Origin of the sequence: Paraphotobacterium marinum (genome assembly GCF_002216855.1) — a bacterium.
GTDB classification, from domain to species: Bacteria; Pseudomonadota; Gammaproteobacteria; order Enterobacterales; family Vibrionaceae; genus Paraphotobacterium; species Paraphotobacterium marinum.
Genome location: NZ_CP022355.1, coordinates 1,383,439 through 1,402,423, shown reverse-complemented (window position 1 = coordinate 1,402,423; position 18,985 = coordinate 1,383,439). Strand labels below are relative to the sequence as shown.

General features: G+C 30.4%; 20 protein-coding genes. 7 read left to right on the top strand and 13 right to left on the bottom strand.

Annotation, left to right across the window (positions count from 1 at the left end; genetic code table 11):
• The first annotated feature begins 40 nt into the window (after window positions 1-40).
• The 4 genes from CF386_RS07220 to CF386_RS07205 all read left to right on the top strand — a co-directional run bounded on the left by CF386_RS07220 (window position 41) and on the right by CF386_RS07205 (window position 5,436).
• Window positions 41-2,869, top strand: a complete 2,829-nt coding sequence (locus CF386_RS07220; RefSeq protein WP_089073706.1) for a glycoside hydrolase family 19 protein — start codon at window positions 41-43, stop codon at window positions 2,867-2,869.
• 339 nt (window positions 2,870-3,208) lie between these two features.
• Window positions 3,209-3,688, top strand: a complete 480-nt coding sequence (locus tag CF386_RS07215) for a YbhB/YbcL family Raf kinase inhibitor-like protein (protein ID WP_089073705.1) — start codon at window positions 3,209-3,211, stop codon at window positions 3,686-3,688.
• Between the two features lie 182 nt (window positions 3,689-3,870).
• Window positions 3,871-4,242 carry a helix-turn-helix domain-containing protein gene (locus CF386_RS07210; RefSeq protein ID WP_225971702.1) on the top strand — a complete coding sequence of 124 codons (372 nt, stop codon included), beginning with the start codon at window positions 3,871-3,873 and terminating at the stop codon, window positions 4,240-4,242.
• A 420-nt stretch (window positions 4,243-4,662) separates the two neighbouring features.
• The gene (locus CF386_RS07205; RefSeq protein WP_089073704.1) at window positions 4,663-5,436 is read left to right on the top strand and encodes a hypothetical protein; all 774 of its coding nucleotides are present in this window, start codon (window positions 4,663-4,665) and stop codon (window positions 5,434-5,436) included.
• A 96-nt stretch (window positions 5,437-5,532) separates the two neighbouring features.
• Here the strand turns inward: CF386_RS07205 and CF386_RS07200 are convergent, their stop codons facing one another.
• On the bottom strand, window positions 5,533-5,892 hold the full coding sequence (locus CF386_RS07200) for a SulA-like leucine-rich domain-containing protein (protein WP_158522329.1): 360 nt from the start codon (window positions 5,890-5,892) through the stop codon (window positions 5,533-5,535).
• Between the two features lie 198 nt (window positions 5,893-6,090).
• Between CF386_RS07200 and CF386_RS07195 the strand changes: the two genes are divergently transcribed.
• On the top strand, window positions 6,091-6,987 hold the full coding sequence (locus tag CF386_RS07195; RefSeq protein WP_089073702.1) for a LytR/AlgR family response regulator transcription factor: 897 nt from the start codon (window positions 6,091-6,093) through the stop codon (window positions 6,985-6,987).
• 14 nt (window positions 6,988-7,001) lie between these two features.
• On the opposite strand, the gene CF386_RS12785 is transcribed toward CF386_RS07195, so the two are convergent.
• Together CF386_RS12785 and CF386_RS07190 are read right to left on the bottom strand one after the other, a co-directional pair.
• Window positions 7,002-7,154, bottom strand: a complete 153-nt coding sequence (locus CF386_RS12785) for a hypothetical protein (RefSeq protein ID WP_158522328.1) — start codon at window positions 7,152-7,154, stop codon at window positions 7,002-7,004.
• A gap of 149 nt (window positions 7,155-7,303) precedes the next feature.
• Entirely contained in the window at window positions 7,304-7,816 is a 513-nt protein-coding gene (locus CF386_RS07190) for a DUF6622 family protein (protein WP_145955021.1), read from the bottom strand.
• A 128-nt stretch (window positions 7,817-7,944) separates the two neighbouring features.
• Here CF386_RS07190 and CF386_RS07185 point away from each other — a divergent pair, with 128 nt between their 5' ends.
• Together CF386_RS07185 and CF386_RS07180 are read left to right on the top strand one after the other, a co-directional pair.
• Window positions 7,945-9,006 carry an aldo/keto reductase gene (locus tag CF386_RS07185; RefSeq protein WP_089073700.1) on the top strand — a complete coding sequence of 354 codons (1,062 nt, stop codon included), beginning with the start codon at window positions 7,945-7,947 and terminating at the stop codon, window positions 9,004-9,006.
• Between the two features lie 111 nt (window positions 9,007-9,117).
• Window positions 9,118-9,879, top strand: a complete 762-nt coding sequence (locus CF386_RS07180) for a DUF2076 domain-containing protein (RefSeq protein ID WP_089073699.1) — start codon at window positions 9,118-9,120, stop codon at window positions 9,877-9,879.
• A gap of 101 nt (window positions 9,880-9,980) precedes the next feature.
• Here CF386_RS07180 and ttcA read toward each other — a convergent pair whose 3' ends face one another.
• The 10 genes from ttcA to ccoN all read right to left on the bottom strand — a co-directional run bounded on the left by ttcA (window position 9,981) and on the right by ccoN (window position 18,966).
• Window positions 9,981-10,850: a tRNA 2-thiocytidine(32) synthetase TtcA gene (ttcA, locus tag CF386_RS07175; protein WP_089073698.1), complete on the bottom strand. Its 870-nt coding sequence runs from the start codon at window positions 10,848-10,850 to the stop codon at window positions 9,981-9,983.
• 199 nt (window positions 10,851-11,049) lie between these two features.
• Window positions 11,050-11,901: a universal stress protein UspE gene (gene uspE, locus CF386_RS07170; RefSeq protein ID WP_318778969.1), complete on the bottom strand. Its 852-nt coding sequence runs from the start codon at window positions 11,899-11,901 to the stop codon at window positions 11,050-11,052.
• Window positions 11,902-12,089: 188 nt separating this feature from the next.
• On the bottom strand, window positions 12,090-12,758 hold the full coding sequence (locus CF386_RS07165) for a sulfite exporter TauE/SafE family protein (RefSeq protein ID WP_158522327.1): 669 nt from the start codon (window positions 12,756-12,758) through the stop codon (window positions 12,090-12,092).
• The gene (gene ccoS / locus CF386_RS07160) at window positions 12,751-12,930 is read right to left on the bottom strand and encodes a cbb3-type cytochrome oxidase assembly protein CcoS (protein WP_089073696.1); all 180 of its coding nucleotides are present in this window, start codon (window positions 12,928-12,930) and stop codon (window positions 12,751-12,753) included. The genes CF386_RS07165 and ccoS overlap by 8 nt, the downstream gene beginning before the upstream one ends.
• Complete coding sequence (locus CF386_RS07155; protein WP_089073695.1) at window positions 12,927-15,302, bottom strand: heavy metal translocating P-type ATPase; 2,376 nt, start codon at window positions 15,300-15,302, stop codon at window positions 12,927-12,929. The genes ccoS and CF386_RS07155 overlap by 4 nt, the downstream gene beginning before the upstream one ends.
• Window positions 15,295-15,759: a FixH family protein gene (locus CF386_RS07150; protein WP_089073694.1), complete on the bottom strand. Its 465-nt coding sequence runs from the start codon at window positions 15,757-15,759 to the stop codon at window positions 15,295-15,297. The genes CF386_RS07155 and CF386_RS07150 overlap by 8 nt, the downstream gene beginning before the upstream one ends.
• Window positions 15,737-16,753: a c-type cytochrome gene (locus CF386_RS07145; protein WP_089073693.1), complete on the bottom strand. Its 1,017-nt coding sequence runs from the start codon at window positions 16,751-16,753 to the stop codon at window positions 15,737-15,739. The genes CF386_RS07150 and CF386_RS07145 overlap by 23 nt, the downstream gene beginning before the upstream one ends.
• Window positions 16,750-16,908 (bottom strand): CcoQ/FixQ family Cbb3-type cytochrome c oxidase assembly chaperone, encoded by a 159-nt coding sequence (locus tag CF386_RS07140; RefSeq protein WP_089073692.1) that lies wholly within the window; start codon window positions 16,906-16,908, stop codon window positions 16,750-16,752. Before CF386_RS07140 ends, CF386_RS07145 begins: the two co-directional genes overlap by 4 nt.
• 8 nt (window positions 16,909-16,916) lie before the next feature.
• Entirely contained in the window at window positions 16,917-17,525 is a 609-nt protein-coding gene (gene ccoO / locus CF386_RS07135; protein ID WP_089073691.1) for a cytochrome-c oxidase, cbb3-type subunit II, read from the bottom strand.
• On the bottom strand, window positions 17,515-18,966 hold the full coding sequence (ccoN, locus tag CF386_RS07130) for a cytochrome-c oxidase, cbb3-type subunit I (protein ID WP_089073690.1): 1,452 nt from the start codon (window positions 18,964-18,966) through the stop codon (window positions 17,515-17,517). The genes ccoO and ccoN overlap by 11 nt, the downstream gene beginning before the upstream one ends.
• Window positions 18,967-18,985 lie beyond the last annotated feature (19 nt).

Sequence of the window (18,985 nt, the reverse complement as noted above, 5' to 3'; positions counted from 1 at the left end):
TTTTCCCAATATTTCCAATATATTCTGAGGTGATAGATTTATGGGATCCTCAAAAATTTATGTCCAAAATGATAAAGTAAAACTTGATAATAATATTTTTATTGCAAAATGGTGGACTAGAGGCGATAAACCACAGTTATCAACATTCGGTCCTTGGGATGTAATTAATATGGTTGTTCCTGAAAATAATACAAATAATGAAAAGGTAATTTATGAAAACTGGGATCCTGATAAAATATATGTGCAGGGTAATCGCGTAAATTATCTAGGCACGATTTACGAATCTCAGTGGTGGAATACCTCTGAAAGACCAGACTTACCAGTACCATATCCAGCTTGGAAAGAAATAGAGGTAACTATTGAGCCTGTTTATAATGTAAGTTCTGAAAATACTATAGAGAGTCAAAATGAAGTTACTGAAAATTTATCAGATGATACTGTTGAACCCGAGTTAATTTCAATAGTTGATGATCCGATAGAAGTTAATAATGACGTAACTGTCATAGAAAATACAAATGCTTCTGATGAGATTTTTGATAGTGCAAATGAAAACGAACCTACTACAGTTGTTAATAATAGTAATCAAGATAATTTATTGATACAAGAAACTCAAACTTTGAGTTCAGAAGAGTTATTAATTATATATAATGATTCTATGAAATTGGCTCAAAATGAGGTTGTTGAGTCAGTCATTCCTTTAAGTCCAATGAATCCAGATAATGTAAAAAGAGTTGAAAGAATATTGAGTTCAGATTCTTGGGATTATCTATTTCCAGTTAGAAATTTAGCCTATACATACAGTAACTTTTTAAAAGCTGTCGCTAAATTTACTCAATTTTGTAAGACACATGATAATAATGTGAACTCTGATTATGTGTGTAGAAAACATTTAACCGTGTTATTTGCGCATATGGTACAAGAAACAGGAATGTCTTCAAGTTACGAGGAAGCCGAGCTGTGGAGACAGGGATTGTTTTATTTAAGAGAAATTGGATGGGATGAAAATTCTAGGAATGGATATAATGATGAGTGCTCAGAAAATGCTTGGCAGAGTCAAGTATGGCCTTGTGGTCGTTTTAGTAATGGGGACTTTAAAAGTTTCTATGGTAGAGGAGCTAAACAACTTTCGTATAATTATAATTACGGCCAATTTTCAAAATTTATGTTTAATGATGTGAGTGTTTTGTTAAATAGTCCTGAATTAGTAGCAGATAGTTGGTTAAATTTATCTAGTGCTATCTTCTTTTATATGAATCCACAACCACCGAAACCTAGCATATACTTGGTTGTAGAGGGTGTATGGAAGCCAAATTCAAGTGATTTATCGCGAAATTTAAAGGTTGGTTTCGGAGTTACAACTCAAATTATAAATGGAGGAGTTGAATGCAATAAAGGAGAGGAGTTAAGTCAATCACTAAGTCGAATAAGCTATTATGAAAGTTTTGCAAATTTTTTTGGTGTTACTATAAATCCTGAAGAAAAGCTAAATTGCGCAGATATGCTTCCATTTAATTCTGAGGGTGCCGCATCTGTAAATATTTTTTGGGATAGAAATTATGAGGATAATAGTGCCGAACAATACTCGTGTAAGCTTGTTTCTTATCAAACAGCATTCACTTCATTAATTGCAAATGACTATAATGAGTGTATTGAATTCCATTTTGGCACGAATATTAATCCAAATAATCCACAACCAACAGACAATAGTGATGAAACCAATATCGTTTTCTCTGAGGATGATAGTAATGAAAATGATATTAGTTCGACTATCGATACGAGTTTCGAAACGGGTGAATTAAATTTTCGATCAAATATTATTTTAGCTTCAAATAATAACATTAACTATATCGGTCGATGGAACCGTAGTGATCTACAAAATCCCACAACAGGGTGGGGAGCAACGGGTATAAAAGCTAAATTCACTGGTACTAGTATAACAGTCTTACTTGATGATGATAATAGATGGGACTATAGAATTAATGGTGGTGAATGGTTATACCTTAACCCAACTGGTAGAGATATATTAGCTAATAATTTAGTTGATGGTTCTCATACTATAGAATTATTTAGAAGAAATGAGGGTGGAACGTTATCTACTTTTAAAGGATTTATTCTGGATGAAAATAGAATTTTAGTTGAACCTGATCCTCGTTCAAATAGAAAAATAATTTTTATTGGTGATTCAATTTCGGCAGGGTATGGTTGTGAATGCAATCTTTGGGGTGGTTGTAATTTAGGGCCAACTAATGATAACTCTAATGCAAACAAGGCGTGGCCAGCCAGAACAGCTAGACTAAGTAATGCAGACTTCCAGGTTATTGCAAGATCAGGAGCAGGCTTATTTATGAATGGTGCTGGTGATTTGAATGATGTATTACCAATTTATTATAACCAAACTGAATTTGCTTGGTATAATCCAGGTATATGGGATTTTGATTTCTGGGAAAACCCAAGTGTTCCTGATCAGAGTGCTGATTTAATTGTTATTATGCTTGGAACAAATGATTTTTCTACATATGGAAAAACAACTGTGCCGACTAAATTTGAATGGAAAAGTACTATGAATAATTTTATTGATAGATTGAAGTTAGATCACCCTAATTCTAAAATTATGTTAATTGGAACTTTATATGGCCGAGCAACACCTGATTTAGCAAAAGCTCTCGATTGGAATAATGAAATTGTTGAAGATAGGGGAGATGATTGGCTATATTCAATAGATCCATCAAGTTGGGTAAGTATTAACCCTGTTGATGGCGACATGATGTCGGATTGGACACATCCAGTTTGTGATAGTTCAAGTACTGGAAGTGGAAAGATATCGTCTGAACTTTATTCTAACTATATATCTCCTATTATGGGGTGGTAATGTAGATTATTAAAAAAGAATTATTCTCTATTACCTTAGTTAATAGAGAATATGTAGGTAATTATCTGACGAACACAATATAATCAAAATTTTTGTGTTCGTTTTTATATTCTACTCAATACAGAACACTCTTTATATATTTAGAGGATAGTAACTTCCCTAAAGTAAAAAACTGGTTTTTTATTTAAATAAATACGCTTTGGATTATAAAAAAACTAAATTAAAACAAAAGGTATCAAATAAATCATTATTTATCTTTAAGTTGGAACTTAATGATATTTTTTGTTGTTAGAATAGCTCTATTATTATTCCAACAACAAAATAAGAGGAAATAAAAAAATGACAACTTTAAAATTAAACAGCCAAGACATCACAGAAGGTCAACTCAAAGATAAACGCTTTTCATTTAACAGTTTTGGAAACGATGGTGACAACATTTCTCCACAATTATCATGGGAAAACGCGCCAGAAGGCACGAAAAGTTTTGCAATCACTTGTTTTGATCCCGATGCGCCAACTGAAAGCGGTTTCTGGCACTGGCAAGTGATCAATATTCCCGCATCAACAACATCAATCGAGCAGGGCGCATCAGGTAAAATTGCCTCTGGTTTAGAGATGCGTAATGATTATGGCTCTATGGGTTACGGTGGCGCTTGTCCTCCAGAAGGTCACGGTATGCATCGTTATCAATTTACTGTCTGGGCTCTGCCAGTAGAAAAGCTTGAAGTACCTGAAGACGCATCATGTGCATTAGTGAGCTACATGCTGAATGCAACAGCGTTAGGTAAATCAACGATTACTTCAACGTATGTACGCTAATTAACACTTATATTATTAACTAAAGGAATAAACTTTGTGTCTATTTATTGCTATTATCAATAAATGGTTACAAGGTTTATAAAAAGAAAACATGTCAGGCATCATAAAGCTTAATTATTACAATGGGAATCGACCTCAGAATCTTCGTAATGTACCTGTGATTTATCCTTCAATATTCTGGATTGAAAAAGTTAATAAACAACTGCCAAAATAAGTTAACCCAATATTTTAATGATGCGCCCAAAGCCAATCACATCATTGCATCGGTATGTGATAATTTTGTACTAAGTAAATCGACATTAATGAGACGATTAAAATATGAGAATACCCAATTTAGGGATGTATTAGCCGAGCTAAGAATGGGGTATGTATTGAGCTTGTTGCAAACTAAGCCATATTCACACATAGAGCTTGCGCATTTATGTGGCTACAAATCAGAAGCACGATTTGCTCAACGATTTCAACATCAATTTGGTTTGAGCCTAAAACAATATAAAAAAAAATTGAATCTTTCTAAGATAAATACTGTTCACTTACCTTACTTATTCTATTAATATTCTGATTGTGTAAATAAAACAAAATAAGTTAAAAAAGAGCAAACAGAGTCTCAAGATTAATTAATTTCCATAAAAAAACCCTCAAAATGAGGGCTTCAAAAAAATGAATATAAATAAACAAGGAAAAATGAAAAAATTCTATACCTATATAGAGTGCACTTTTTCCTTAAAGTTCAATTTTGTTGTCAATTTATTTTTAACTTTGTAATTGAGAGACATATTAAGAATACAACTAAACATTTGTATGAATAAATGTTGTGTTTTATAACGCATTATAACTTATTGTTAATAAATTAATTCCTTTTTAAATAAAAAATATAACAAAATATTAGTTTGCAATATAAACAATAGAAAATTTCATTTAATTGAAATAATTGTATGCCAATATACTTTTTTTAATAAATAATGGATATCATTGTGAATCTTAAATACTTTTTTCTTTTAACTATATGTGCTTTATCATTAAGTTTATTTGCAAAAGATCCTGTATCTAAACAAAAATTTTGTAATGAATATAATGAGACTCCACAATATGATATTTTTTTAATTGTTCCAAATAAATTGCAAAAAACTGCAAAAATTTTTGACGAAAAATCAAGAAAATACACTATGTCAAAAAATAAAGGACACTATATACATGTAACATTGTATTTAGCTCACTTTCAACCTAATAGAATTGAAGATATTCAGGATACTCTGAAAATAATTTCTAAGAGTGTATCTAAGAAAGATATTTCAATTGAAATAAATAAAAGTACGACATCTTTTTCTGGAGCATTTTTAATGTTGAACTTAAAAAATAATGTAACACTACAAGCGCTTTCAGATAAGGTTACTGCGAAATTTTTTGCTATGCGAGATCAAAGAGCTACCATACCATGTTGGGCTAAGGATCGAAAAAATGCCATTAATTTATTCAAAGACTTTGGAACTCCTACAGGGTTTTTATCTTATAAACCCCATATAACCTTATTATCGCCCTCAGATTTTTTAAATGTAAAGATTAGTAATAGATTAAAAGAACAACTTAATGGTGTCATTGAGAAAACTTATTTTAAACTACCTAAAAAATTAAGTGCTGTTGGGATTGGAATAGCTGAGGTAAATAATGATGGTCAAATTTATAAGTCGGATCCAACTTCAAAAATAATTAAGCTATTTTACTTTAAAAATCATACCGTAAAAAAATAAACACTTGAAAAATTGTGGTATATTTTGACAGCTATATATAAATACGATCGGCCTCATAAAATTATTTAATTGATTTGAAGCCGACTTTTTATTTTTTTAATGCAGTTTTAAAACATCAGTTTTCTTTATCATCGAATAATAGTTAATAACATAGTCAGCTTCTTTTGTAAGGATATTATCAATAATGATAGAGCTGCAATTACCTTCTTTAATTGCTTTACAAATAATTAAATCATTATCATGTTCATTAAAATTATTGAAAACAATGACTTTATCTAAATTTATTCCTTCCTCAAATAATTTTTTCTTATTTATTTTTAAGTCATTAGTTATAAATAATATCCAACGTTTCTCGTCGTTATATTTTTTAACTTGTTTTAAAATAGAGTTTATGTTGCTTGATGTATTATCGTAATTAAAAGTAGTGCCGTTATTTATATCATTAACGTAAATCATGCTCAATTCCATTTTTACCTGTATTACTGTATATATATACAGTAATATACAGTAAAACATTTATCAAGTTTTTTTGATCAAAATTTAAAAAAAATATTGAAGACGTGCTAATTTTACTTAAGCAGAGAAATAAAATGATTATGAAATTCATTTATTTTTGTTTGCAAAATATATTTTGGTCATAAAAAGAGTGTGTTAATGGTAGAAAAAGAAAGCTTTAGCCTTAAATTGTTTTTTTGGTACATTGTATTTTTAATTATTAAAAAAGTTTGGTTAACATTTAACGTCGCATATATATATTATTCTCATGGCCAAGTATTGAAATATAAGGGAGATGTTGTCAAATCATTTCACCCATCATATTTATATGAATTAATTATTGAAACAGATCATCACTTAATTAGTTTTGCATCATTACTAATCGCCGTAATTTTTTTATTCCTTTTTATGGCTAGAATAAACAATTCCTCACTCAGAAAAACTGTAATTTACCCTTTGATTTCTATAATAATTTATTACTTATTTCTAATAAGTTTGTATACTTTTTTTCATTATAATAAAGAAACATTTTCATTAAACTGGTTGTTGAATAAAGTCATTATGCATAACGAAAGTATGTTTGATATTATAATTTTTTATTTCCTTTTAATAGCGAACAAAAGAACAAACTTTATGCTCTTAACACATAAAACATTTCAAAAATTAATTAATCAACGAAAACAAGACGAATCTAAAACTAACATAAAAGCAAAAACTAATAATGATATTAGTGTTATTCTTGTTGATAAAGGACATGAAAAAGTAGTTTTAAAAGTTGATGATATTGTTTATTTTAAATCAGACCGTAACTACATTGATATACACTATAACAAAAATGTTTACGTGATTAGAAAAACTTTAAAGGAAATTCAATCGCAACTTCCGATAGTTTTTGTTCAAGTTCATCGCTCATTCATAGTTAATATAAAAAGAGTTAGAGGTATTGTATCTACCTCTAAGAAGCATTATGTAATTAAAATGGAAAATAATGAAGAATTAATTATATCGCCAACCTATCAAAGTACATTTAAAAACATGTGGTTAAACGAAAAATGATTCAATTTATTCCGTTATTTTATTTGATTAGATATATTTTTTAACTTTTTTTCAGCTTTTTGAATTTCAACTTTCATCATTTCTATTTTTAATAAAAGTAATTGTGCGGCTTGTTTAGGTGATAATTCATTTTTTCTTTTTAAATTAATTATATGCTTTTTTTTCATACAGATACCTCCATGTACAGGTTATTTTTTGAATAACCAAAGTTTTCTTCATAAAATAGTATAGTACATGTGTTCTAAAGTACTACATTGTCTATGATAACTATATAATTTATTATGACACTGACTTTGATTTTTCTAATAAAAAATTTTCAGTCTTTATGTTTGGATTTTTCAACCAACAACAAAGAATATATAAATCTTCCAATAAATAAACCACTACAAATACCACAAATAAATATATATGAAACGTCAAACATGTGATTTTTAATGAGAATTGATGGGTGAGCAGCAATCATATATCCAAAATAGAACTTTGTTACGAAAATAAGAAGTATCAAAATAAGAGTAGTCCACGTTCCAGGACTTTCTATTTTTTTTGTTTTCCTGTTATAAGAATAGCCAATTTTTTTTGATTGTAAGATTCCTCCCAATACCCCAACTATGAGAGAAATTATTAAAATTGTTATGTTTGATAAGGATACAGATGTCTGTGTAATTAAACTATGAAAAGTTAAATAAGTGAAGATAACAGGGAGAATTGAAATTTTTAAGAGCGAAACCTCAGATGGCTTTGATGCTTTTATCCCAATATTTATTAAAAAAATGAACAGGATATAAACCCAAAGTGGGGTATTGGATAATATTTGTAATATTTGAGTCATAATGTATAAAAAGAATAAAATAAGTATATATAAATATAATACTAAAAACACAAAAAGTGTTAAAATAAAAAAATGCATTTTAATCAGTCAGTTATATATTTGTGACTATTACATAGACAGGTCATTACATGAAATATTCAATTTTAGGAAATACAACATCTAAAATCAGTAGAATTTGTTTAGGTACAATGACATGGGGTCATCAAAACACAGAATTAGAAGCATTTGAGCAGATGGATTTTGCATTATCAAAAGGAGTAAATTTTTGGGATACTGCTGAGATGTACCCTGTTCCCCCAAACGCTAATAGCTATGGCAAAACAGAAATTATTATTGGTAATTGGTTAGCATCAAGAAAACAGCGTGATGAGGTTTTTTTAGCTACAAAAATTTCCCCAATATCTTGGGCTAGAAATGAAAAGTCTCCATCTATAAATTCTGAAAATATAAAATTAGCTGTGAACAATAGTCTGAAAAGATTAAAAACAGATTATATTGATTTATTTCAGTTGCATTGGGTTACAAATAGGCCTAATTATCATTTTGCCAATTGGTGGGGATATGAGCCTCCAGAAAATAACAAATCTAAAAATCAAATATGCGAAAATATAATTGAGATATTAAATACATGTGATGGTTTGATTAAAGAGGGGAAAATAAAGCATATTGGGCTATCTAATGATTCAGCATGGGGCATTAATCAGTTTTGTCGATTGTCAGAAAAATTTAATTTACCGCGTATTGTCAGTGTTCAAAATGAATATAATCTTCTAAGAAGGAGAGATGAGCATGATGTAATGGAAACATGCTCGCTCGAAGGTATTTCTTACTTGTCTTGGTCACCATTACAGATGGGTGTATTAAGTGGTAAATATTTAGAAGGCATACCATTAAAGGGGACAAGATTCTCAAAAGAATGGGATCCTCATGGACGTTACGCACCTAGAATTAATCCTAAAGTTCAACTAGCAGTCCAGCATTATTTGGAAATCGCAAAAAAATTTAGATTAGATCTTTGTCAGCTATCCATTGCTTTTACTTTAAGAAAAAAATATATGTCCTCATCAATAGTAGGTGCAACTAGTTTAGAACAGTTAAATAATAATATTAACTCTATTGAATTAAATCTTAATAAAGAGATATTAGAACAAATAGAATTGGTTAGGAAGGAGTTTCCAGTTCCATTTTAATTTATTTTTTGATTGAGATCACTTTGAAAAATTTAACCTTAACTTGATAATTATTTTTGAGGATACATATATTATATATCAATGAAATACTAAAGTTATGGAGTGATTAAGATGCAAGAACAAGAAAGACTTTTGATTGAAAATTTAGCACAAAGATTAAAATCAACTCAAGTGGAGCACGTTGACGTAGAAGCAAATGATTTAATCAATAAATTGATTGCTTCTGAAAAAAATGCTTTATATTTATTAACACAGGCAGTTTTATTACAAGAACAAGCATTAACTAGTGCCCAAGAAAAAATAAAAGAGCTTGAGGATAAGATTGAGTCTTTAGAGAAGGAACCCCCAAAGACTAGTTTTTTAGGTGGTTTATTTGGCAACAATGCCGCAAAACAGGAAACTGACTCAAACTCAGGACAATCTAGACAAAGTGCAGCTTCGAAAGATTTTGATCCAAGAGACTATGCTTCTTCTCAAAGACAAGAACCACCTATTCAGAATGGGCAATTTCAACAAGGAGCTGCTGGCTCAAATCGAATGAGTGGCGGAAGCAGTTTTCTAGCTCAAGCAGCATCAACTGCCGCAGGGGTAGCCGGTGGAGCTTTATTGTTTCAGGGTATTTCTCATTTATTTTCGGGTTCATCAAATGGTTTTTTAGCAGGTTCAGGTCAAACTTCTGAAACTGTAAATAACGAGACTATAAATAATGAGACTATAAATAATGCAAGTGTTGATGATCCATCAATTGCCGACCATGTCGCACAAAATGATTCATATTTACAAGATAATCAAATAGATAATGACCTTTCATCTGACTGGGGTGATGACAGCGGTGGCTTTGGTTTTGATGATTTTGGTGGAGACGACTGGTAAAGCTTTCAAAAAATATGAAATAAAGACTTACAATTTAATCAAGTAAGTCTTTTTAATTGAAGTTTGGCTGGATTTAATATTTTTTAGTAATCAAGTTTGCTTTAAATACTATGAAATATTTCTATCAAATTAGAATGAGAAATTTGTGGACCAGCATGATCATATTTAGCTCTTGATTCTTGCCTATTAAGTGTAAGGTTCTCAAAGTCAAAAACTTTTTCATCAGCAAGTTGAGAAGAACTAATATTTCTAATACTGTTAAATATATTTTCAATTCGACCTGGATGATCTTTTTCCCAAGTCAAAAGCATTGACTTGATCACTTTGCGTTGAAGGTTTTCCTGAGAACCACATAAATTACAAGGGATGATCGGAAACTGACAAATTTTTGCATATTTTGCAATATCGCTTTCTCTACAAAAGGTTAATGGACGTATAACAATATTTCTCTTGTCGTCACTCAACAATTTTGGGGGCATTGCTTTTAATTTTGCATTATTGAACATATTTAAAAATAGGGTTTCAACAACGTCATCCATATGGTGACCTAAAGCGATTTTAGTTGCATTAATTTCCTCTGCAAAGCTATACAGTGAACCTCTTCTTAATCTAGAACATAATGAACAAGTTGTCTTACCTTCGGGTAATTTTTCTTTTACAATAGAGTATGTATCTTTGTCGATAATGTAATAATCTATATTATGTTTTTCAAAATATTCTGGTAATACATGCTCTGGAAAACCGGGCTGTTTTTGATCCAAATTAACCGCGACAACTTCGAATTTGATTGGAGCAACTTTTTTAAAGTGTAAAAGAGTATCTAGCATCACGAAACTATCTTTACCGCCTGAAATAGCTGCAATAATTTTGTCACCATCTTCGATCATATTATATTGTTTTATGGCTTTTCCTGTTAATCCCCTAATTTTCTTTTGTAATTTAAGTTGATTATTTGAAAGTTTTTGTAACATACTTACCTTAGCCTCAGTTTTCAGTTTTTGTTTACATGTTTTGCAATGAAAAGACTGTGAATTATACTATGTGGTTAATATAAAGCAAAGTGATTGTTAAACGATATAAAATTTGTTTGAAACATTTGGAGAGAGAGAAGGTTTGATATAGAAAACCTAAAAAATCTAGGTTTTCAAAATTGAAGATTATTTGAAATTATCAAGAGTTATATAAGTTTTCTGGATCTAGGGGACTTACATAACCATCGGGTTTTATAGCTAAAACATCTGACTTGACTTTATCAATTATACTTTCAGCTGTATTTCCAATAAATACGGCTGATAACCCTGTTCTACCAGTAGTTCCAAGAACAACAACTTCTGCGTTATGATCATCACAAAACTGGGGGATAATATCACTAGGTATGCCTTCTAAAACAAAAGTTTTTTCCTCTGGAAGGCCAAAGTTTTGTCTCAAAGCTTTCATACCTAGTATATGATGATTTCTCATTGTTTTAGAATAAGTATTTGGGTCAAACTCAGGAATTTCTACCGTTATGTTGACCGGTGTTGGTGGGTATGAATTTAGCAAATTTACTTCACCATCTAATATTTTGGAAATTTTTATGGTTTCGGCAACTATTTTTGAATTTAGTTTGATGTGGTCTTTATTTTCACTACCAACATGAACAGAAGAAACGATTTTTTGGCCTGGTTGCCATTCTAAATTTTTCACTAATAATAGAGGGGAAGGACATTTTCTAAGAAGATGCCAGTCTGTAGGAGTGAAAATTAAAGAGCCTAACTTATCATGATGATGAGTTGCTTTGATAACAAGATCATTTTTGTTATCGATAACATGGTTGATGATTGCTTCAAAAGGACGATTATGCCAAAGAACAGAAATACTAACATCAAAATTGTGCTCATTTTGTTCTTTAATAGCCTCGAATATCCAGTTTTTTTGTTGTTTTAAAACTGCATCACGCATATTGTGACGTTCTTCTTTTGAAATCATCGATGTCATCTCGAAGGAGAAATCATAAATGACCATTAATACTTCAATTTTCACATCTTTTTCTTTTAAGGCAAAATTAAAAGCTTTTTTAATGAAATTTGCTCTTTTTTTTCGGGGTCAATAACTACTAGAATATTTTTATATTTGTCCATAATATTATTTTTCATTAGTTAGTATTAAAATTAAGATATCAAATATTTTACTTAAGATGTATACCTTTATATTAAATCTTATTTTTAATTTTAGATACTTAATACAGATCTTAGATTTAATATAATTGAGAATAGACCATAAATTACAAGAGATAAACCGCCTATATATTTAATGTATTTTTTAAAAATTAGCCCTTTTGATTGAAGCGATGCTTTACCAACAAAAAACATCATAGGCAAGGTCCCCAATCCAAAACATAGCATTATAAGACTTCCTTGGAGTATATCACCCGTTAATGCGGCATAGCTTAATGAAGAATAGACTAATCCACAAGGAATCCAACCCCAAATAAATCCAGTGAAAATCCTTGAAGTCAGTGAGTTAGATGAAAACGGCTTGGTTAATTTTGAAAATGATTTAGTCCAAATAAAAAAACCAAAATGTTCCAAAGATTTTATAATTGAACTTATACCCAAAAGATATAAGCCAATAAAACAGACTAAAAGATTAGCAAGTATTTTCAAAGTGATGAGGTACTTTGATAAACTTATTAATGAAAAAAGCAAAGAGGATAAATAAGTAACTAAAATACCAGCAATAACATAACTTGATATTCTTCCAAGGTTATACATTATAATATGAATATTGGAGTTTTTTTTGTTCATACATACTAAACAAGAAATACCTGCACACATAGATAGACAATGAGTAGAGCCTATTACACCGATGAAAAAAGATGATAAAAATATATCAATCATTTTTTTTATTTTTAGTATGTAAATTTGGACTGCCTTCATTAAAAATATTGAAAGTCTCTTTTTCTAAATCTTCATATTGCTTTTGTTTGATAGCCCAATGAAAAAAATAAATAGCAATAATGGTAAAAAAAATAGCGATAGGAATTAAAATAATTAAGATTTTTAAAGTCATAAAAAACTCCTTTTCTTAGTTAGTCTTAATGAGTTAAGTATTACCACAATAGAGCTTAATGACATACCAGCTGCTGCAATCAAAGGTGATAAAAAACCAAAGAATGCCAAAGGTATCATTACGATATTATAAAAAAAAGAAATGATGATATTTTGTTTAATGATTAAATTTGCAATAGTTGTATATTGAAAAAGCTTTTTAATTAATGAGATATTATCTTTGGCTAAGATGATATCAGCAGACTGCTTTGTAATATTGGCTGATTGATTCATGGCAACAGATAAATATGATTCAGCAAGAAAGTTTGCATCGTTTGCTCCATCACCAACAGACATCATTATTTCATTTTTGTTTTTTTTAATAACTTCATGCTTTTGATGTGCTGTCATATCCGCACATATGTTGTTAATCGGGAGCTCTTTAAGTAGAGTTTGCGTATTTTTTTGTGTATCGCCTGTTAAAATAATTACCTTTTTCTTTAATTTTGCAAAAAAACTTAAAACAGAAGCTGTATCGTTTCTTAACTTATCTTGAAGTAGAAAAGCGGCAATAATTTTATTATTTTTACTCAGAAAAACATTATAATTTAAATCATTTTTCTTGGAGGTACTTTGTTCCACAAAGTCAATCTTTCCAATTTTATAAGTATCGCTGTTAAATCTACCCACAACTCCTTTTGATGCAAAAACTTTTACACTTGATACATTAACTTTTTCATCCACATACTTTAAAAAAGGCTTTCCTATTGGGTGAGTGGAGTTTTTTTCCAATGAAGCACAAATAGCTAATATCTTATTTTTATCAAATTGATGAAATCCTTTATACAATTTAACTTTTATTAATGAAAAATCACCTTTAGATAAGGTACCTGTTTTATCAAAATAAATAGTTTTAATCTTTGGGATTATTTCAATAATACTTCCTTTTTTAATAAAAAACCCTTCTCGATTTAATCGAAACAACAAGCTTGCTACAGCCGCAGGAATTGATAATGTTAAAGCACAAGGACAACTTGCAACTAGAACGGTTATTGAAAAGTAGAGTGCTTGATTTGTATTAGCACCGGCCCAGAATAAATAACATAGAAATGAGAGGGTAAATATAAAAAGCAAAAAGTATTGAGATGTTTTTTCCGCCCATAACAATATATGCGGCTTGTGCATTAATGCCTTTTCATTAATTGAGCTAATTTGATTGATATAAAACTCAGAGGGTATTTTACCTACGGTAACTATAATTTCAGAATCGATATTTTTAGTACCTGCAAAAACAGAGTCTTTTTTTGTTTTTTTTTGAGGTTTAAACTCTCCTGTTAAAATACTTTCATTTACAGAGGAAACCCCCGATGAAACTTGACCATCAGCCCCAATAATATGACCCGCAGGGACAATTATTTCATCTCCGACTTTTAGCTCGTCGGTTAAAATTATTTCATTATTTGTGTTTTTAACCGTCAAAGGCAGATCTGAACTGTATTGTGTTTTAAAAAATGTTTTATGAAGAGTGGTTTTTTGAAAATATTTACAGGACAATATGATTGTTACAAACATACAGATCGACTCATAATAAACTTCATGAGTCATTGTAATGGTGTAATAAAAGCTAGAAAAGAATAAAGCAATAATGGCTACGGAAATAGTACAATCCATATTAATCATTTTTAGTTTAAAACCTTTGTATGTGTTTTTATAAAACTCAGAAGCACAATAGGTAATTACGGGTAAACAGAAAATAAAACATAACCATCTAAAAATTTGAATATAGGTTGACTCTATAAAATTAAAAAATTCATAATATAGTATTATGGTAAACATCATAACTTGCATTGAACAGATTGAAGATATTCCAATTTTTTTTATTAGTTTTTTTTGTTCTTGAATAAAATTTTCTTCTTCATTTGTTTTGTTGTAGGGTACACCTTTAAAGCCCAGTTGATGAATCTTAAATAAAATATCAGAAAGTTTTAATTCTGTTGGGTTCCAATGAATATGTGCTCGTGAGGATTGACTGTTTACTTTAACTGATATAATGCCATTTGCTCTTTCTAAGCTTTGCTCGATCACCCATGAGCAAGCAGCACAAGAAATATTTGATATTACAAGGGTAATTTCATTGGTGTTTACTTTAGTTGAGGAGGTATATTTTTTTTGAACGTTTTCATGATCAAATACTTTTAAATTTTCTGGAATTATTTGAGTTTGATTTTTGTCCTTTCTGAACTGATAAAATGATAATAGATTGTTTTCTTTTAAAATATTTGCAATTGAAAGACACCCAATGCAACAAAAAACTTCCTGTTTATTATTTATTTCTAAAAATAATTCTTTATTTTTTATGGTTTCTCCACAATGGAAACATTCTTGCTTACACATTGATATTAGCCTTTTGAATCACTATCCAGTCACCATCTAATGGTTCTACTGAAATATTAAAAATGGAAGGCTCTTTTAATTGAGTATCTATATTGTAATAACCATTATTATCTTTACTTTTCACAATAAAGGTGCGATCAAGATCCTTCATTGTTTTATGATATACTTTGATTTTTAACAGCGGGTATTTGCTAAGAAGTCCTTTTTGTAAATGAACGACCAGTTGTGTTTTTTGAAAAGTAACATCAATTTTTATTTTCATTTTTTTTGCGATAAGAATCTTGTCCTCATTTAAGTTCTTATATTTTTGAGATTTTATGTGATTTTCAGAATTAAAAATAACATGCTCTTTATGAACTTGGCTCAAATAAATAGCTATGATCCCAATAATTAAGGATAAAATAGGTATACCCAGAATTAAAAATAATACTCCATTAAGACTTCTCTTTTTTATCATTAAGTTTATTTTCCTTTTGGACAATATCAAGGTATTGAAAATGTTTAATATAGGCAATAATTAGTAAGATTTTATTTTCAGATAATATATCCCCCCATGCGGGCATAACCCCCTTTCTACCAAGAGCTATGGAATGGTAAACATCATCCCGACTTCCGCCATATAACCAGTTTTGATCAGTTAAATTAGGTGCGCCTAAAGTTATGTTGCCCTGGCCAGAAATGCCGTGACAGCCAGCACAGGCTGTAAATAATTTTTTTCCAGATTCAGCTGATTGCAGGTTTACCGTTCGACCTGATAAACTTAATACATAGGAGACTAAGTCTTTAATCTGAGTGTTCGTGAAAGTATTTTGCCATGGAGGCATTCTATTAACTTTTCCATTTTTTATGATATTAGTAATTTGCTCTAATGAATCACCATGAATCCAGTCGCTATCAGTTAAATTTGGAAAAGATTTTTGTCCTTGCGCATTTACTCCATGACATTGAGAGCAGTTTTGCTCAAATAAATTTTGTCCGATTTGTATTGCGTCTAAATTTTGCACTAGTTCAGTTATATTTTTCTTTTTTCCATTATCGTCATAAAGAATCTTTTTTAAAACTTTATCATATTTTTGTTCCGCCAATTTCATTTCCGCAATATATCCATCCCAAACATTCGTTTTGTCGGCATGTTTGAGGCTTTCAATTATGTCATGTTTGGATGAAATGTTTTTTTCAGAGCTTTGCCAGTTTAAAATTCCCTTGAAATTGGAAAAGCTAGGGTAGAGCAACATATAAATAACAGCAAAAATTATTGTCATCCAAAACATTTTTACCCACCAACTAGGAAGTGGGTTATTTATTTCTTTGATTCCATCGTACTCATGGTCCATCTCTTGTCCTTCAGGAACATCACAGATATTTTTATTTATATAAATTATTAAGACAGCGATGAATAGGAGAGTGATGACAGTGAAAAAAATTACCCACAAGTCCCAAAAAACATTCATTTTTCTTCCTTACCACTTTGATCGGAGTCGAGTATACTTTTTGCTATTTGTTCAAAGTTAGATTTGTTTTTTCGACTGAATGCCCAAAAAATGATGCCAATAATTGTAATAAAGATTACGATTGTCCAAATAATGTGAATATTTAATATGTTCATATTTATGATTACCTCATAGCATGCCCAAGTGATTGGAGATAAGCGATAAGCGCATCCATTTCAGTTTTTCCATTAACAAGATTACTAGACTCTTCAATATCTTCTTCGGAATAAGGAACACCAAAATGATCTCTAAAAATTTGCATCTTTTTTTTTGTTAAAGAACTATCAATTAAGTTTTTTTCAAGCCAGGGATAAGCTGGCATGTTTGATTCTGGAACAACATCTCTGGGATTAATTAGATGCAATCGATGCCATTCATCGGAATATCTTTTTCCAACTCTTGCTAAATCAGGCCCTGTTCTTTTTGAGCCCCATAAAAAAGGATGTTCCCAAATACTTTCTCCTGCTACGGAGTAATGGCCATATCGTTCAGTTTCGGAGCGAAATGGCCTTATCATTTGACTGTGACAAACATGACAGCCATTTGCAATATACACATCTCTTCCTTCCAACTCTAACGCGGTATAGGGTCTTAAATTTTCAAGTTTGTTTGTTTCTTTTTCTTTGAAAATAAGTGGTACGACTTCGACAAAGGAACCAAAACTAATTGCGATAACCGTTAATATTGCTAGTAAACCAATGTTTTTTTCTATTATGAGATGCTTATTTTTCATTAATTAAACCTTGTTCTAATATTTTTTTATTTTTATAGAAAAAACTAAACTTAAAGGTTAATTTTAGATCTAACGTTTTATATACGTTATAAACCATTAAAATCATTCCAGATAAGAAAACAACTCCTCCAACAAATCGAGAAAAGTAAAAGGGCTGAGAAGCAACAATTGACTCGATAAAGCTATATTTTAGAGTTCCATCATTATTCAAAGCTTTCCACATCAATCCTTGCATGATACCTGAGCACCACATGGATATGATATATATAAAGGTGCCCAAAGTAGCTAACCAGAAATGGGTATTTATTAGAGCGACTGAATACATTTTTTCTTTGTTGAATAATTTGGGTATTAGGTAATACAAAGATCCAATTGTAATCATTGCAACCCATCCAAGTGCACCAGAATGAACATGGCCTATTGTCCAATCAGTGTAATGTGATAACGCATTTACACTTTTAATTGCCATCATAGGGCCTTCAAAAGTTGACATACCATAGAAAGATAACGATATCACTAAAAACTTGAGGATTGGATCAGTCTTTAATTTATCCCATGCACCTGATAACGTCATGATTCCATTTATCATTCCTCCCCAAGATGGAACAAATAATATGATAGACATTACCATTCCTAAGGATTGAATCCAATCAGGCAGAGCTGTGTAATGTAAATGATGTGGACCAGCCCAAATATATAAAGAAATGAGCGCCCAAAAATGGACAATTGATAGTCTGTATGAATAAATCGGGCGGTTAGCTTGTTTTGGAACAAAGTAATACATCATTCCAAGAAAACCAGCTGTAAGTAAAAATCCTACAGCATTGTGACCGTACCACCATTGAACCATTGCATCTACTGTACCACTGTAAATTGAATAAGATTTTAAAAAGTGGACTGGAACTGTCAGATTATTAACGATATGAAGTATTCCAATTGTTATAATGAAAGCACCAAAAAACCAATTGGCTACGTAGATATGATGTGTTTTTCTTTTTGTAATAGTCCCAAAAAACACAACACCATATGCAAGCCAAATCAAACCTAAAAGTATGTCAATAGGCCATTCAGTTTCAGCATACTCTTTGCTACTGGTATATCCTAGAGGAAGGGAAATAACCATGGATAAAATAACTAACTGCCACCCCCAAAACATGAGCTTTGTTAATCTGGGAGCATATAAGGAGGTGTTACAAGTTTTTTGGACAATATATAAAGATGATGTTATTAATGCGCTAGCACCAAAACCAAAAATAACTAAGTTTGTATGTAAGGGTCTTATCCTACTGTATGTGAGCCATGGCGTATCAAAATTCAGAGTAGGCCATACTAACTGTGCTGCAATTAAAACACCAATACTCATGCCCATTAGACCCCAAAATATTGTCATCAAAGCAAAATATTTAATTATGTCTGTATTCAATTGATTAGATTTCATCATAATCTCTTCATTAACGACA